The organism is Psychrobacter sp. FME5 (assembly GCF_014861375.1).
Classification (GTDB): domain Bacteria; phylum Pseudomonadota; class Gammaproteobacteria; order Pseudomonadales; family Moraxellaceae; genus Psychrobacter.
On record NZ_RRYX01000063.1, the window covers coordinates 1 to 17,036 of the forward strand.

Genomic DNA, 17,036 nt, shown 5'->3' on the forward strand with positions numbered 1-17,036 from the left:
TCGCTCTCGCTTGCGCTTATATCTGGCTGAAATTATGAATGTTCAACACGCCCTAAAGGTTGGCAAAAACTAATACTTCAAAGCATCGAGCAAAGCCAGTATCATAGTGGTATCAAGGCATGTCCTCAATCTAAACGATCATATCAAAAGGAACACCATGTGTCGAAGGCTCAGACAACTACCGAACCCGCATCTGGCATGCGAAAAAATCAAAAATCCACATTGAAAAACCTAACTATCATAGGTTATCTAGAAGGCACTTCTTTTTTATTGCTATTAGGCGTCGCCATGCCCCTAAAATATATGATGGATATCCCTGAAGCGGTAAAATACCTCGGTATGGCTCACGGTGTCTTATTTATCGCCTATATTCTCATGCTCATGGTCGCCATCAACAAGGTTAAAACACCGATTTGGGCAATGCCTGCGGGTGTGCTCGGCTCATTTTTACCTTTTGGACCATTTATTTTTGATCGCTTTTTAAAAAAGAGCTTACATAAAAAAGTGCAGTAAACAGTTTAAAAACCTCTATTTTTCATAATAAACAACCCCCATAAGTTATTCACTTACGGGGGTTCTTTTATACTTCGTGATGAATGCTATTTTTCTATTTAGCTTGTTAATTGACAGCTTGTGCTTTTTGGTGCTTACGAACGTTAGTGCCATCCTTGCGAGTGATGGTTATTCCTGTAAAGCCAAACAATATCGTTAGTAATAGCGATAAATAACAGAAGAACGCATAAGGCAGATAATCAAGTACAGGTACTTCTAACGCTTGGCTGATGAACACACCACACACACTCCATGGCACGAGTGGATTGATAACCGTACCCGCATCCTCAATAGTGCGCGATAAGTTTTTGGGATGTAAGTTCAAGCGCTCAAACGTCTGGCGAAAAGCCGTCCCTGATAATAGAATACTCAAATACTGCTCACCTATAAGCACGTTGATACTCAATGCTGCCATAGCGGCGGCAAAAATCGCGCGACCTGAACTGGTTAGCATATCTCTGATACCTAACAATAACGCTGGCAAGATACCCAATGCACGTAGCAAGCCACCTAAGCTTAATGCCAAGATAACAATGGTCTGGGTGAAGAACATGCTCTGCATACCACCGCGTGAGATCATGCCGCCTACTTCGCCCAGCTCCAAGTTGTCAGCAGGTGTATAACCACCAAACATGTAATTACCCAGCTGCCCAATACTGGGCGTACTGTGCAAATAGGTAATGAGTAAAGCGCTAGCAATGGTGTAAATGATGGTGTAGATGGCATTCACTCGGCAAACCGCCAAGACGATTAGCACGATAAACGGCAGTACTGAATAACCATGAACTAAGCCGCTATCAACCAATTGTGATTGCAACATAGTAATTTGATCTAAATTGCCGCTACCTGTCTGCCCCGAAAAGAACCAAAACAATCCTGCTGTGATAAGCCACGCCGGTACCGTGGTATACATCATATTACGAATATGCTCAAATAAATCAATGCCCACGACAGAAGAAGCCAGCGTACAGGTGTCTGATAAAGGAGACATTTTATCTGCAAAGAACGCACCCGAGACGATGGCACCTGCAGCGATAGCAACATTGGCATCAAAGGCATTGCTCATCCCAATAAAGGCCACGCCTATCGTCGCTGCCGTGGTCAAACTACTGCCCAAAGCAATACCGATAATAGAGGTCAATACAAAGGCGGAAATATAATAATACTGCGGTGAGATGAGGTCAAAACCATAGTACATAATGGTGGGAATAGCGCCCGACATCATGAGAGCAGCAACTAGCAATCCAATAAAAAATAATAAATAAATGGCACCAATACCGCTAACGACGCCTGAAGACATCTGCTCTTGCATCTTCTCAAAGCTTAAACCCTTAAACATACCTAGGGCCAGCAAAACAGCAATAGCAAGCATTAACGATAGGTGCGGAACCCAGCCAAAGCCGATCATGGTGACGCCCATAATCGCGATGACAACGCTAGCAATGATAAAAGCTATCTTAGGAGATAGCTCGGTAAGTACATGTGGCGGCATAACACATCCTTGGCGTACCAGTAAATTCTGGCGTTAGGGTTGGCGTTGAGGGTGGACAGTTTAATGAGTTACGATAATGATTGCTACTCTCATTATTTACCCATTAGGCTATCAGTTTTAGCTGCCATGACAAAGTCATTACGATGCAGACCTTTGATGCTATGTGACCACCAAGTGACGGTAACCTTTCCCCACTCAACCAACATCCCAGGATGATGCCCTTCTGCTTCGGCAATTTCGGCAAGTTCATTGGCAAATGCCATCGCTTTAACGAAGTTTTTAAATTTATACCGACGTTGTAATTGATTGATGCCATCGACTTCGATAAGCGACCAATCAGGAATTTGTTTTAATAGCTCGCGTGCTTCACTCTCATCGACGGTCGGAGCGCCAATACGGCAGGCTTCACAGCTGGCTTGTGATAATGTGGTCATTATGATGTCCTTTTTTAACTATTAATTTTAGTGATTATACGTCCGTGTTGATGCTTTTTTACTACTTTTAAAACAAGTTATAGGCCGTTCTAAATAAAAGCGATACGATTGTAATAAAGTGAATAGCCAGATGCTGCTGTTATAAGTTTTTCTTGCTTGCTGTTTGCAAGCGTGACAGAGGCTGAAAAAACTTACTCCTGTAGCACTATCGATTTTAAAATCAATCAACTATATATATTCATTTTTTATTAGGTATTTTCGATAGCGTAAGTTGGCTCAAATAAACCTAATGACATGGCTTGTTTGACCATTCCCATAATGTCGCTATCAACGATGTCAAATAACGTATCTAAATCATCAATAACATAGTAAATAGGCTGGATATGATCGATACGATAAGGCGTACGTAACACGTCGAGCAAATCAAATGCTCTATACTCTGGTTGTTTTGATTGAGATTGGGGTTGATGCACAGAACTATCACTGAGCGCATAAACCGTTTCAGACGGTGAGCTTAAGATACCGCCGCCATAGATACGACGATTTTCAGGGCGACTACCAACCAAACCAAACTCGATGGTAAACCAGTAAAGTCGTGCCAAAAACCATCTTTCTTCTTTACTGGCATTGATTCCGAGCTTGCCATACGTCTCATTGAAAGCGGCAAACGCAGGATGGGTGAGCAGCGGACAATGTCCGACGATTTCATGAAAAACATCAGGTTCTTCAATATAATCCATATCCTCAAAGCGACGGATAAAGGTAGCTACTGGAAAGGATTTATTGGCTAAGAGTTTAAAAAACTTACCAAAACTGATTAGCGCCGGAACAGCAGTCGTCTGCCAGCCGGTAGTCGCTTGCAGCACGTCATCGATCTCATGGAATTGGGGTATATGTGTCTTTGGGAGTTTTAGCTTATCTAAACCCTCTAGATAGGCTGAGCAGGCACGGTTGGGTATTTGCGTGGCTTGACGCGCCAGCAGCGTTTGCCACATGGCGTTTTCATCGTCACTGTAATGAATGTGGCCTTGACTGTCTGGCTGACGCGACACATAAGGTTGCTTTTTATGAGTCGCGTCGTCACGAGTGGATGCTTCAAAGGTCAGCGTACTGACACTGACCGTCTTATGAGCAGTGATATGTTGGCGGCGTTCCATGCCTAATTTCCTTTTATTACAATAAATATCGTACTTTGATACCAGTAGGCTCAATAACCATCGTTTATTCTGATAACCTAGTGTGCAAGTAACAGATTAAGAGGGAGCAAGACAAAATCCTTTTGCCCTGCCCGTTTATCGCTTTTATTGACTTAAAGCCCGACTGGAAACTATGGCGTTTCAGTCTCTGGCTGACCAACTGTACCGCGACGGACTTGGTCACGCTCGATAGATTCAAACAGGGCTTTAAAGTTACCTTCACCAAAACCATCTTCGTAATCACCTTTGCGTTGGATAAATTCGAAGAATACGGGGCTACCCAAGATAGTTTCAGAAAAAATCTGTAGCAGCAAACGTGGTGCACCGCTCTCAGTCGTACCATCTAATAAGATACCGCGCATCTGTAGCTCAGAGACATTTTCACCATGATTCGGTAAACGCTCATCCAGCATCTGATAATAAGTATCATTTGGTGCCGTCATTAGCGGAATTCCAGCAGCTTTTAGCTTATCAATACTGGCAAACAAATCATCACAGGCCAAGGCAATGTGCTGAATGCCTTCACCATTGAAATGCATCAAATACTCTTCGATTTGTCCGCCGCCCTGCTTTGATTCTTCGTTCAATGGAATACGGATTTTGCCATCAGGCGCGGTCATGGCTTTACTGGTCAGACCCGTGTATTCGCCTTTGATATCGAAATAGCGGATTTCGCGGAAGTTAAAGATACGCTCATAAAAGTTTGCCCAATAAGCCATGCGACCACGGTAAACGTTATGGGTTAAATGATCGATGACCTTAAAGCCATGCCCAATAGGCTTTCTGTCTACATCCTCAAAAAACTCAAAGTCGACGTCATAGATAGATTCGCCGTCTTGATAGCGGTCGATAAGATAAATCAATGAACCACCAATGCCTTTGATAGCAGGCAATCTAAGCTCCATCACCCCAGTTGGCACGTCTACGGGCTGAGCGCCCATCTCGATTGCACGCTCATAAGATTTTTTGGCATCTTGGACACGAAAACCCATACTGCAAGCACCAGCACCATGCTCTTCAACGAAGTAGCTGGCTTGGCTTTTTGGCTCACGGTTTAAGATAAGATTGATATCACCTTGGCGGTAAAGCGCAACGTCCTTTGAGCGATGGTTCGCAACATGGGCAAAGCCAAGCTGCTTAAATAATGCGTCAACCGCATCAGGTTGAGGTGAAGCGAATTCAACAAAATCAAACCCGTTTAGCCCCATTGGGTTGTCAAATAAATCTGCCTTTAACTCTGACATTGTCATCATCCTTAATTTCAATTGTTGGTATAAAGCGCTAAAAATTAGCAAAAAATAAGTTTCATCAATCATTCCTATTGACGATGCATTTATATTAGATTAGGTTTATTTATAAGACTAATTGTTTTTTATGATTTATTTATCAGGTTTACTTATGAATATCAGCATTCGCCAATTGACCGCATTTATCAAAGTCGCTGACAACGGTAGCTTTACCCGTGCCAGCGATCAGATGCATTTGACCCAATCTGCCGTCAGTGGATTGATAAAAGAATTAGAATCTAACCTTGGAATTGTATTGTTTGACCGCACCACACGCCAGCTGTCTTTATCGGTAGTAGGGCATCATTTGCTGCCACAAGCTCGGCGAATTTTGAATGAGATGCAGTTGTTTGAAAATGAGGCCAGCAGTTTGACGAGTTTAGCGCAAGGCAATGTAAGACTGGCTGTTTCGCAGTTTGCTGCCTCGTCCATGCCAGCGGTTATCGCTCAATTTGCCAAAATACATCCCGAGATTAGCGTGTCGTTATTGGATTGTTCAGCCGAAAACCTACTGAGACATGTTCAAGATATTGAGGTGGATTTGGGCGTCGGAACCGAGCTTGAGCTGATAGAGACTGAAGATGACATCAATGCTGATTTGCTATATCAGCTGCCATTTTGTGTGGTCATGCCTGACACCCATACGCTGGCGCAAAAAACTGAAATCACGTGGCAAGATCTGTTAGACATTCCACTCATCACCCTGCAAGGTCCTTTTCTTGAGCAAGTAACCACTGAGCTGGATGAAAGTATCGTCAACCATATTCAGCAGGCGCGTTATAAGGTGAACTTTATGTCGACTGCCCTTGAGATGACTCGCCAAGGTTTCGGTATCACATTATGTTTGCCTTATATGCCCGAAGTGATAAATTGGGTAAGCGCCAACGGCTTACAAATGAGGCCATTGGCGCAACCTATCAAGACGCGGCAGTTTTTTATCTATCAGCGTTCTTCTCGTGCGTTGTCACCGGCTACCATTGCCTTTAAAAGTTTTTTACAGAGCTATTTTTCTAGCCATTTTAATGACTTACAGCGTATTTAAGCACTGCCTTCAGTGGCATTATCAACGCTTAAAAACACTTGAAGCACAATGGCTCTCATCAACAGTTTTATTAATTATTCAAGATAACTGAATCTAACGTTGAGTTAATCCGTAAACTGGTTTATGCTTTTTAGCGCCTTAACTCATACCCTTTGTACTTATATATATTGTACTTATATACATTGTAAGGAAAAAAAATGTTTGAACGTATCGATTATTACGCTGGCGATCCAATTTTAGGATTGATGGAAAAGTTTTTGGCGGATAACAATCCCGATAAAGTAAATCTAGGCATTGGTATTTATTATGATGAACATGGCGTCATGCCTGTACTCGACTGTGTAAAAACGGCTGAACAGCGTATTGCTGACCCTATCTCGCCGCGTCCATACCTACCGATGGCAGGCTTACCAGGACACCGTAAAGGCTGTCAGGCATTACTTTTTGGTAAAGACGCACAGATTTTAAAAGATGGCTTAGTCGCTACGATTGCGACTATTGGTGGTTCTGGTGCGTTAAAAGTCGGTGCTGAATTTATTCATGAATGGTTCCCGCAATCTAAATGCTATGTCAGTGACCCAACGTGGGGCAACCACATTGCTATCTTTGAAGGCTCTGATGTCGAAGTCGGTAAATATCCGTACTACGACACCGCTACTGGTGGCATCAAATTTGATGAAATGATCGCGTTTTTTGAGACGTTGAATAAAAACGATGTGGTCTTATTACATCCTTGCTGCCACAACCCAACGGGCGTTGATTTGACTCGCGAGCAGTGGGATACCGTGCTAAATGTCATTCAAGCGCGTGAGTTAATTCCATTTATGGACATTGCTTACCAAGGCTTTGGCGAAGATATGGACAGCGACGCTTACGCTATACGTAAAGCCGTCGATATGGGTTTGCCCTTGTTTGTCAGTAACTCATTCTCCAAAAACTTATCGCTATATGGCGAGCGTGTTGGCGGTCTATCAGTCGTTTGTCCAACAGTAGATGAAACTGAGCGCGTCTTCGGTCAGCTGAACGCTACTGTACGCCGTATCTACTCAAGCCCGCCATCACATGGTGGCCGTGTAGTCGACATCGTCATGAATGACGAAGCGCTGCATGAGCAATGGATTGGCGAAGTTTATGCGATGCGCGATCGTATTAAAGCCATGCGCTTTAAGCTCAAATCAGTGTTAGAAGCCAAAATACCGAACCGTAACTTTGATTATATTACCAATCAAAATGGCATGTTTAGCTTCACAGGATTGACGCCTGAGCAAGTCGCACGTTTACAGAGTGATTTTGGTATTTACATGATCTCCAATTCACGTATGTGTGTGGCGGGATTGAACACCAGTAACATCGATTATGTTGCCAATGCGATGGCAGACGTTTTAAAAGATTAAGATAGCTATTTCACTAAAAATATCTTAATGAAAAAAGGCTGAGCAGTTGCTTAGCCTTTTTTTATGTTCTGCGTTTTTCTATTTACATTGCTAAGAAGCATTAGAGCCAAAGACGCAACTCTCTACAATGAGCTCATCAAGCATCATTTAAGCAAACGCTGCATAAAAGCCCTTGCAATCTATACGTTGTTAAATTACATTATACGTAAGTAGTTAATTATAGAGTAATTTAATACATACTTTAGCAAGGAGCAAACTATGTCAACGATTGACAACAACCTCACCTCTTTTATCGATATCGCCAGCGATTCTGATTTTTCAATTCACAACCTACCTTATGGCATTTTTAGTGAGACTCAAGATGGTGCTGGTAATAACAAGCGCCGCGCCGGTGTTGCCATTGGCGAGCACGTATTGGATTTGGCTGTCCTCGAAACAGAAGGTTTGCTGAATTTAGACAACGGTCCATATTTTAATCAGCCCACTCTGAACGCCTTTATTGATTCTGGTCGCGACAATTGGACTAAAGCACGAAAAACCATCCAGACCTTACTGTCTAATACTAATAATGCTTTATGTGACAATAAAGACTTACAAAGCAAAGCACTATTTAAGCAAGCTGACGTCACTATGCATTTGCCCGTTCAAGTGCCGGGTTTTACCGATTTTTACTCTTCTAAAGAGCATGCAACCAACGTCGGCACTATGTTCCGTGACCCAAGCAACGCGCTACTTCCGAACTGGACCGAAATGCCAGTTGGTTATAATGGCCGCGCCAGCACCGTTATTGTGAGTGGTAGCGATGTGATACGTCCCTCAGGTCAGCTAAAACCCAATGCTGATGACCGTCCTATTTTTTCACCTTGTAAGCGTTTAGATTTTGAGCTGGAAACTGCTTTTGTCGTCGGTAAAAACAACAACATCGGTCAGCCGATTGCGGTAGACAACGCTATTGAGCATATCTTTGGCATGGTGTTGCTAAACGACTGGTCAGCCCGTGATATTCAAAAATGGGAATACGTGCCTTTAGGTCCATTTAACGCCAAAACCTTTGCTTCTGAAGTCTCGCCTTGGATTGTAACTATGGATGCATTGGCACCTTTTAAGACACCATGTCCAACACAAGAGCCAAAACCGCTGGCTTATCTGAATCAAAAAGACAGCAACAACAGCTACGACATCAATCTATCAGTCGAGTTATTGCCTGAAAATGCGGATAACGCCACTGTCGTTTGCGAAACTAATTTCAAATATATGTATTGGTCAATGGCACAGCAGCTGACCCACCACACCATTACTGGCTGTAAAGTAGAAGTTGGCGATATGATGGGCTCAGGTACGATTTCAGGTTCGACGCCAGATTCTTATGGCTCAATGCTTGAGATTGCATGGAACGCTACCAAACCAGTGACGCTAAAAGGTGGTGAAACGCGCAGCTTCATCGAGGATGGCGATACGGTCATTATGAAAGGCTATAGCGAAAAAGATGGCATCCGTGTCGGATTCGGTGAAGTACGCGGAAAAGTACTGCCTGCGCTTAGCTTTGATTTTGGCGAATAGCCTGACTATAGTTAAAATACTTTAAAAACGCTACGATACTGCGGGTATAGTTTTTTTGCAGCCTCTGTCTGCGTAGGCACAGCAAGCAAGAAAAAACGGTATCTGCAGTACGTGATGTAGCGATATTACTTCTCACTGACTATATATAAAGCATTAGCACATAAAAAAGGCGTAAAAATGAATTCAAGCTGTCAAAGAGTTACTGATGTACAACCAAGCTCGCTGACAGCCTGATTAGCAATCCGCCCTATCAAAAGGAGTTTGATATGAGCTTTAAAATTGAAAAAATCCATCACGTAGCCTATCGCTGTAAAGACGCTAAAGAAACCGTCGAATGGTATCAAAAACATCTAAATATGGACTTTATCTTGGCATTTGCCGAAGACCATGTACCTTCAACCAAAGCCTTTGACCCTTACATGCACGTATTTTTAGACGCTGGTAATGGCAATGTGTTGGCGTTTTTTGAAGTACCCAATCAGCCTGAAATGGGTTTTGATCCAAATACCCCAGACTGGGTTCAGCATCTAGCGATGAAAGTAAAAGATCGTGATACTTTAATTGCTGCTAAAAAGCATTTAGAGGAAGGCGGCATCGATGTTATTGGGGTTACCAATCACGGCATCTTCCACTCGATCTACTTCTTCGATCCCAACGGTCATCGTATGGAACTCACCTATGATGATATTACTTCAGAAGAAAAAGTATCGATGATTACTGAAGAAATTAAACAAGACATGCTCGATGAATGGTCGCGTACTAAGCGTGCGCCAGCTCATACGCAGTTTTTGCATGCTGAAGAGCTGGCTGAAGCAAGAGAAGTCGCGCCTGCCGGTGAATGAGACTTTGCAGATTTTTAATTGTTCAGACTACTGTTTATAAAGTAGCTAAGACTGTCTTAGCTACGCTATTTGATACCGCTGCGCTATTGCCATTATTTTCTCGACCACATTGTTTTTTGTACCCATCGGTAACTGCTCTGTGGTACCGATGATCGTAATCGCATACTCTAATGGCAGATTTTCGACAGATGGTTGACCATCGATAAACATCTCAGCAGAGCTATCAAGCTGCGGTAAGATAACTGGAATAGTGATGGCGTTAATACCCACCAACATATCACCAGTAACGGTCGCATAACCTTGGGTGCGAATCTTGGTTTGAAGTTGGCTAAAATGCTGCCATTTCTCTGCTATAACCGCCTCTTCGCTGGTTTGCCATTCAGTGATAACCAATGGCTTAATAGTAGCATCAGGCTGATAACTGGCAAATAACTGTCCTGTAGCTGACGTCGTCAGTGGCATACGTGAGCCGATACGAGTGATAATACTAATAGCGCTATCCGGTTCAACAGACTGAATAATAATAGGGCCTTCATTAAACCATTTGGCGATTTGCACCGCGCAGTTGGTACTGTTCTTAATATCATTAGCAATGTATGTTAGCCGCTCCAAGATATTGTTTGGATGAAATCCAGTATGCCCCATTGCGCCTAACGCCCCTAATGCATTAACCCTGTCACCGAGTCCATAGCGTCCATCGTCAAGCTTGCGCGCATAGTCTTTTCGAATAAGGCTGACCAAATAACGATGGCACTTTGCTGGATGCATCTGCATCGCTTGGGCAATATCTTTGAGCATCATAGGCTCGTTATGATCGATAAGCACATCTAATATCGATAGCCCAACTTCAAGCGACTGTACGCCATTTTGGGTTTTATTCGTTGGAGCGGGATTGTCTAAAGGATTTTCAGCGGCTGGCATATTTCACTCAATTAATGGCTTTCTTAATTAATAGTTTACTTGATTAGGGTAAAGGTCATAGTACCAAGTATAACCCCTTATCTCACTTACAACATAATAAAGGACATAGATAATGATGAAACTTTATGGTTACTTTCGCAGCAGCACTTCTTACCGTACTCGCATCGCAATGAACCTAAAAGGCTTGGATTATGACAATATCACGGTCAATCTAGCACAAGATGAGCAGTTAGAAACAGAGTTTAAGGCCATCAACCCTCAAGGATTGGTGCCGGTCTTACAAGCAGATGATCTCTTATTATATCAAAGCCCTGCTATTTTAGAGTGGTTAGAAGAAGTCTACCCTGAAAGTCCTCTATTGCCCAAAGACGCGGCTGGTCGCATGCAGGTGCGCGCCATTAGCGCCATGATTGGCTGTGACATTCACCCAATTAATAACCGCCGTATATTGCAGTATCTACGCAACGAACTCTCGGTAGATGAAGAAAAAGTCATGGATTGGTGTAATCGCTGGATGAGTGAAGGATTTACTGCGTTAGAAAAGCGTTTGGCTCAAGATAAAACCCGTGGAAAATTCTGCTACGGTGACAGCCCTACTTTTGCAGATTGCTATCTCATTCCGCAGGTTTCCTCTGCTCAACGTTTTAAAGTGGATTTAAGCCCTTACCCTAATATTGTCGAGGTTGATACGCATTGCCGCACCTTAAAGGCATTTGCCGACGCTGATCCTATGATGCAGCCTGATGCGCCAAAGCCTAATTAAGGTAAGTCACCAACTATATACCTGTGTTATATAATTGAATCACTTTAAAGCGGATACAAGTGCTACTGGCGTAGACAATAGTGCTCACAAAACGCCCCTTATTTAACAAATAAGGGGCGTTTTGTGATGAAGATTTTAGGGCATGTTGATGTACATTTTTATACAACTTTTTCGGTTCAGCTAATCGTATTAATTCATATATAAATCTGTAACTACTCAGTATAGAAATAGTTAAACAATATTCCTAAGGGCAGTAGCCTATTCTTAAAGATTTATTTAGAATGAATGTTATGGAAGCCAAGTTATTCAAACAATCCTGTTATGAATTTGTTTTCTTAGAACATATTTTGCTTTTCTTCAATTGTGTGCGTAGCATAAGAACAGCAACAAAAATCGACATTTGATAACTGAGCCACTTATTTCTAATTATGGAGAGCACTATGCGCCTTTTTAACTCAACCTCCTCACCAAACAAATCCCCTACTTACTCTAAACTGGCTTTAGCTTGTTTATTAGCTTTAAGCACAGCTGCCATGGTTGGTTGTGACAAATCCAATCCTGATCAGACCGATGCAATCAATGATGAGAAAACACAAGCTGAAACTGATGCTAAAGCGAAAACCACGGCAGATGGTGAGCTACCTGTTATCGAAGGTATTCTGACTCACGCTCCTGATGTGCCACCGCCTATTGACCGCGATTATCCTGCAAAAGTAGTCGTAAAAATGGAAACTGTGGAAAAAACCATGCGCTTAGCCGATGGTGTCGAGTATAACTTTTGGACGTTTGGCGGTCAGGTGCCAGGACAGTTTATGCGAGTTCGTGAAGGCGATGAAATTGAGTTTCATTTATCAAATCATCCTGACTCTAAAATGCCGCACAATATTGATTTGCATGCCGTAACAGGGCCCGGGGGCGGTGCCGCCTCTTCCTTCACCTCTCCTGGTTATACCTCAGAATTTAACTTTAAAGCCTTAAAACCGGGCTTATACGTTTATCACTGCGCAGTAGCACCAGTCGGTATGCACATCGCTAACGGTATGTATGGTCTAATTTTGGTTGAGCCAGAAGAGGGTTTATCAAAAGTTGATCGTGAGTTTTATGTCATGCAGGGAGATTTCTACACCAAAGGCGACTATGGTGATAAAGGTATACAACCTTTTGACATGGAAAAAGCGGTGAAAGAACAAGCAGACTACGTGTTATTTAATGGATCAGTAGGCGCGCTAACGGGTGAAAACTCACTAAAAGCAAAAGTCGGTGAAACCGTTCGTTTGTTTGTCGGTAATGGTGGTCCTAACTTAGTATCATCATTCCACGTTATCGGTGAGATCTTTGACAAAGTGAATGCAGAAGGGGGTAGCGTTGAAAATCATAACGTACAAACCACGCTTATTCCTGCAGGTGGTGCAGCCATTACTGAGTTTAAAGTGGATGTACCGGGTGAGCTGGTGATGGTCGACCACTCTATTTTCCGTGCATTTAACAAAGGAGCACTTGGTATCATTGATGTTGAAGGCCCTGAAGATGCGAAAATCTACTCTGGAAAAGTCAACGAAAGCGTGTATTTACCAGAAGGTTCAGCCGCTCAAAGCCTCGGCAAAACCAATGCACCGGCACCAGTTGTCACCGCTGCCAATAAACAAGAAAGAATCAAAATGGGTGAGTCTATTTATGCCAGCAACTGTGCCGCGTGTCACCAACTGAATGGTGCAGGCATACCAAAAGCCTTCCCACCATTGGCTAAATCTGACTATCTCAATAAAGACCCTAAACGTGCCATTGATGCGATACTAAATGGCTTGACTGGCAAAATTACCGTTAACGGTGAAGAGTATGACAGTGTGATGCCAGCTGTGGCCTTAGATGACGAGAAAGTGGCTAACGTCGTCACTTATATCATTAACAGTTGGGATAACAAAGGTGGCGAAATCACACCAGCAGATGTCAAAGCGGCTCGTAAGTAAGTTTGCCCTTTTTATTAAACGACTTACTTTCTTATCATTCAGCCAAAAATGGTGTCTAACTCAGTAGGAGTCTGGCACCGTTTGACTGGCATGATACACCCTGCCCTTTTAGGACAACTAGGAGATTAGTCATGTTATCTACTCACATCACTAACACTCAACAAATCATGAACACGACTGCTCGCCCGTTAGCGTTGTTATTGGCGATCAGTGCGCTAACACTAACAACGGACTTTGGGTTTATGAGTACGCAAGCGCAAGCAAAAGAGCTTGCCATTCAGCCCGGTACTTATCGTCCGTTATACTTGAGCAAAAACTCACCTTTAGTGGCAGTCGATAAGTTCAAGATTGATGAGCTACCAGTTACTAATATCCAGTATTATCAATTTTTAAAAGAAAATCCAAAGTTTAGGCAACGGGCAATTGCTCCTATTTTTGCTGACGCTGGTTATCTAAGGCATTGGATTAATACTAAAAACATCTCTGTGCCTAAAAAAGTAGATTTCCGTAAACCTGTGGTCAATATTTCATGGTATGCCGCCAATCAGTATTGCCGCGCTCAAAACAAGCGCCTGCCAACGGTTGAGCAGTGGGAATACGTGGCGCAAGCGTCTACCACCAACAAAAACGGCAGCCTAGAAGAAGGCTATAACCAACGCATATTGGACTGGTATGGTAAGTCTGCCGGTAATAAAGACCAACTTGCTGATGTCGGACAAACCCCTGCTAACTATTGGGGCGTCAAGGACTTACACGGTTTGATATGGGAGTGGACAGAGAACTTTAACAATAGCTTAGTCACTGGCGAATCACGCGCTGACAGCAACCTAAACCAACAGATGTTTTGTGGCTCAGGTGCAGCAGGTGCGGTTGATCCCAGTGATTATGCAGCTTTTATGCGTTATGGTTTTCGCTCAAGCTTAGAAGCCAAATATACCGTCAGTAGTCTTGGCTTTCGCTGTGCCAGTAATTAGTCTATCTACTATGAAACAAGCATAGTGCTACTGAGATAAGTTTTGCGCCGCCTCTGTCTGCGCAGGCACAGCAAGCAAGAAAAATTTATCTCAGTAGCGCCAGTAGCGCATTGTCATATTTGTACTTATTTTAATTAGGAATAACTATAAAGATAGTCAGTATTAATACAGCGCCCTACATCTTATTCCTAATCGAATTTAACAGCCTTTAAGGATTGCCTAATGAACACAATAAAAACCATTCAAAATACAATAGTGCAAAATACGGCGACTCACCGATTGTCTAATGTGTCTCATGCTATCAAACTAACCTTGGCTGGTGGGTTATGCATGGGATTATTGGCCTGTAGCAACCCTGAATCAGCTTCTACACAAGCCAGCCATGCTGACGCGACTTCTGAATCCAAAGAGGCAACAGCGGCTCATGACGGTATGAAGGACATGGATCATAAACAAATGAACCATGCTGATATGAATTCTCACGAGCCTGCCGAAGCACTAGGACAAGATTACTCTATCTATCAGGCAGGTGGCGATTGGACAGATCAAAATGGCAATACTTTTGAGCTTGATAATCTAGAAGGTAAAAATCAGGTGGTGGTGATGGCTTATACCAGCTGCCAGCATACCTGCCCTATTTTAGTGCAATCTATGAAACAGATGTATAAAGAGATGACACCAGAAGCTCGTGCGCAAACTGAGTTTTTATTAGCAACATTGGATACTGAACGCGATACCGTTGATGTCATGAAAAACTTTGCCGCGCACAATGAGCTTGGTGATAATTGGCGGTTGATTCGTAGCGATGAAGCCAGTACGCGTATGCTTGCCAACACCTTAAATATCAAATATCAATTTGCTGATAATGGTGATATTAATCACTCTAACCTAATTTCTGTTTTGGATAAAAAAGGTCGCTTAGTCGCACAAGGTGTTGGCGTCGCTGATTCTGGCATTAAGCCTTTGATTGAGTATTTAAACCGCCAAAGCTAAGCTTTTTTTGGTACGCATATCGCCAGTCTCAACATAGCGTTGATGCCATGATAGTGATTCTTTAAGGATATGCGGCGTTTGCATGCCAGCAGTGTCTGAGGCGCGATCAAAATAATCTTGTAGCATCGGACGGTAGTCAGGATGCGCACAGTTATCGATAATTGCCTGCGCACGTTGACGCGGTGCAAGACCACGTAAATCAGCCAAACCTTGCTCAGTCACAATCACCATCACATCATGCTCCGTATGATCATGGTGCGATACCATTGGCGTGATGCAAGAGATGGCACCATCTTTTGCCACGGATGGCGATACAAAGAATGAGGTATAAGCATTACGTGCAAAGTCACCTGAACCGCCCAAGCCATTCATCATATTAGTGCCCATGACATGAGTTGAGTTAACGTTACCATAGAGGTCACACTCAATCATAGCATTGATAGCGAGCACGCCTAAGCGACGTGATACTTCGGGGTGGTTAGTAATTTCTTGCGGACGTAAAACGATGCGTGCACGCAGCTCTTCAAGATTGGCATTAAAAATTTCTAATGCATCTGGACTTAATGAAAGTGCAGTGGCAGACGCCATAGTCATTTTGCCAGACATGATTAGGTCTAACATGCCATCCTGCAATACTTCTGTGTAGCCTGTTAAATTCTCAAACGGGCTGTTCTGCAAACCGGCCAATACCGCGTTGGCGACGTTACCCACACCAGACTGTATTGGCAATAAGTTTTCTGGCAGACGGCCTTTTTTAACTTCATCATGGAAAAAGTTAATGATATGACTGGCGATTTGGTTTGAGCATTCATCTGGATCAGCAAACTTACTATTGCGATCTGGTGAGTCGGTTAAAACAACTGCCACAACTTTATCTAAGTCGCAATGCAAGTATGGAACACCAATACGGCCACCCGGAGTTACTAGTGGAATAGGTTTACGGTTGGGCGGCATACCAATATCGTTATAAACGTCATGCATACCTTCTAACATCAGGCTTTGCTGAGCATTCACCTCTAAAATGATATGGTCGGCATTTTCTAACCATGCATTACTGGTACCGATAGAGGTCGATGGGATGAGGCGACCATCTGGCAAAATGCCTGCAACTTCAACGACAGCCATATGCATATCGCCATAGAAGCCAATGGTGCTTTGCTGAGCCACATGCGACAAGTGCATATCAAAATAATGCGCGGCGCCAGCGTTGATTTGCTTACGCAGTGCAGGCTCTGATTGATATGGTGTGCGCCATTTAATACCTTTGGCATCAGCCAATACGCCATCACATTCAGTCGCAGTAGAGGCGCCAGTTAGCAAACCTATCTGAAACTCCTCACCGCGAGCATGCGCATCTTCCATGTGTTTGGCAAGCGCAGCTGGTATGGCTTTTGGATAACCTGCACCAGTAAAACCACTCATCCCAACGTTCATATCATGTTTGATAAATGCCGCTGCTTGATCAGCAGACATGACTTTTTTACTTAGACCTTCGTGAAGTACGCGACCTTCATGGTTAATTGATGTCATACCTTTTTTCCCTAGGGGCTGTATAGAATTGGGAAATAGTTGAAAAAAATAAGCAACGCCTTACACTCTTGTTTACCACAACAAAGAGAA

15 protein-coding genes are annotated in these 17,036 nt (G+C 43.2%); 9 read left to right on the forward strand and 6 right to left on the reverse strand.

From position 1 onward, the window contains the following. Positions 1–198 precede the first annotated feature (198 nt). Positions 199–513 carry a DUF3817 domain-containing protein gene (locus EI161_RS09230; RefSeq protein WP_192529460.1) on the forward strand — a complete coding sequence of 105 codons (315 nt, stop codon included), beginning with the start codon at positions 199–201 and terminating at the stop codon, positions 511–513. A 106-nt stretch (positions 514–619) separates the two neighbouring features. On the opposite strand, the gene nhaC is transcribed toward EI161_RS09230, so the two are convergent. From nhaC to hppD, 4 genes are all read right to left on the reverse strand, one after another. Beyond that, positions 620–2,044, reverse strand: coding sequence for a Na+/H+ antiporter NhaC (gene nhaC / locus EI161_RS09235; RefSeq protein ID WP_192523076.1), 1,425 nt, complete (start codon positions 2,042–2,044; stop codon positions 620–622). Positions 2,045–2,136: 92 nt separating this feature from the next. Then, a complete protein-coding gene (locus EI161_RS09240; protein WP_192523075.1) occupies positions 2,137–2,478 on the reverse strand; it encodes a 4a-hydroxytetrahydrobiopterin dehydratase in 342 nt (113 codons plus the stop codon). Between the two features lie 248 nt (positions 2,479–2,726). Next, on the reverse strand, positions 2,727–3,635 hold the full coding sequence (gene phhA, locus EI161_RS09245; RefSeq protein WP_192529452.1) for a phenylalanine 4-monooxygenase: 909 nt from the start codon (positions 3,633–3,635) through the stop codon (positions 2,727–2,729). 170 nt (positions 3,636–3,805) lie between these two features. Next, positions 3,806–4,918 (reverse strand): 4-hydroxyphenylpyruvate dioxygenase, encoded by a 1,113-nt coding sequence (gene hppD / locus EI161_RS09250; RefSeq protein ID WP_225735312.1) that lies wholly within the window; start codon positions 4,916–4,918, stop codon positions 3,806–3,808. Between the two features lie 154 nt (positions 4,919–5,072). On the opposite strand from hppD, the gene EI161_RS09255 reads away from it, so the two are divergent. The 4 genes from EI161_RS09255 (at position 5,073) to EI161_RS09270 (ending at position 9,798) form a co-directional block, all read left to right on the forward strand. Continuing rightward, positions 5,073–6,002: a LysR family transcriptional regulator gene (locus tag EI161_RS09255; protein ID WP_192529453.1), complete on the forward strand. Its 930-nt coding sequence runs from the start codon at positions 5,073–5,075 to the stop codon at positions 6,000–6,002. Positions 6,003–6,199: 197 nt separating this feature from the next. After that, on the forward strand, positions 6,200–7,396 hold the full coding sequence (locus EI161_RS09260; RefSeq protein WP_192524793.1) for an aromatic amino acid transaminase: 1,197 nt from the start codon (positions 6,200–6,202) through the stop codon (positions 7,394–7,396). Between the two features lie 258 nt (positions 7,397–7,654). Further along, positions 7,655–8,956 (forward strand): fumarylacetoacetase, encoded by a 1,302-nt coding sequence (gene fahA, locus EI161_RS09265; RefSeq protein ID WP_192529454.1) that lies wholly within the window; start codon positions 7,655–7,657, stop codon positions 8,954–8,956. 266 nt (positions 8,957–9,222) lie between these two features. Beyond that, entirely contained in the window at positions 9,223–9,798 is a 576-nt protein-coding gene (locus EI161_RS09270) for a VOC family protein (protein WP_192524239.1), read from the forward strand. Positions 9,799–9,858: 60 nt separating this feature from the next. Here EI161_RS09270 and EI161_RS09275 read toward each other — a convergent pair whose 3' ends face one another. Beyond that, the gene (locus EI161_RS09275; RefSeq protein ID WP_192529455.1) at positions 9,859–10,719 is read right to left on the reverse strand and encodes an IclR family transcriptional regulator; all 861 of its coding nucleotides are present in this window, start codon (positions 10,717–10,719) and stop codon (positions 9,859–9,861) included. A 115-nt stretch (positions 10,720–10,834) separates the two neighbouring features. Here EI161_RS09275 and maiA point away from each other — a divergent pair, with 115 nt between their 5' ends. The 4 genes from maiA (at position 10,835) to EI161_RS09295 (ending at position 15,416) form a co-directional block, all read left to right on the forward strand. Continuing rightward, positions 10,835–11,482 carry a maleylacetoacetate isomerase gene (gene maiA, locus EI161_RS09280; protein ID WP_225735314.1) on the forward strand — a complete coding sequence of 216 codons (648 nt, stop codon included), beginning with the start codon at positions 10,835–10,837 and terminating at the stop codon, positions 11,480–11,482. Positions 11,483–11,922: 440 nt separating this feature from the next. Further along, the gene (gene nirK, locus EI161_RS09285) at positions 11,923–13,449 is read left to right on the forward strand and encodes a copper-containing nitrite reductase (protein ID WP_225735313.1); all 1,527 of its coding nucleotides are present in this window, start codon (positions 11,923–11,925) and stop codon (positions 13,447–13,449) included. A 131-nt stretch (positions 13,450–13,580) separates the two neighbouring features. Beyond that, positions 13,581–14,423, forward strand: coding sequence for a formylglycine-generating enzyme family protein (locus EI161_RS09290; RefSeq protein ID WP_192529457.1), 843 nt, complete (start codon positions 13,581–13,583; stop codon positions 14,421–14,423). 222 nt (positions 14,424–14,645) lie between these two features. Beyond that, positions 14,646–15,416, forward strand: coding sequence for an SCO family protein (locus EI161_RS09295; protein ID WP_192529458.1), 771 nt, complete (start codon positions 14,646–14,648; stop codon positions 15,414–15,416). Here EI161_RS09295 and EI161_RS09300 read toward each other — a convergent pair. Next, positions 15,399–16,946, reverse strand: a complete 1,548-nt coding sequence (locus EI161_RS09300) for an acetyl-CoA hydrolase/transferase family protein (RefSeq protein ID WP_192529459.1) — start codon at positions 16,944–16,946, stop codon at positions 15,399–15,401. The genes EI161_RS09295 and EI161_RS09300 overlap by 18 nt on opposite strands. Positions 16,947–17,036 lie beyond the last annotated feature (90 nt).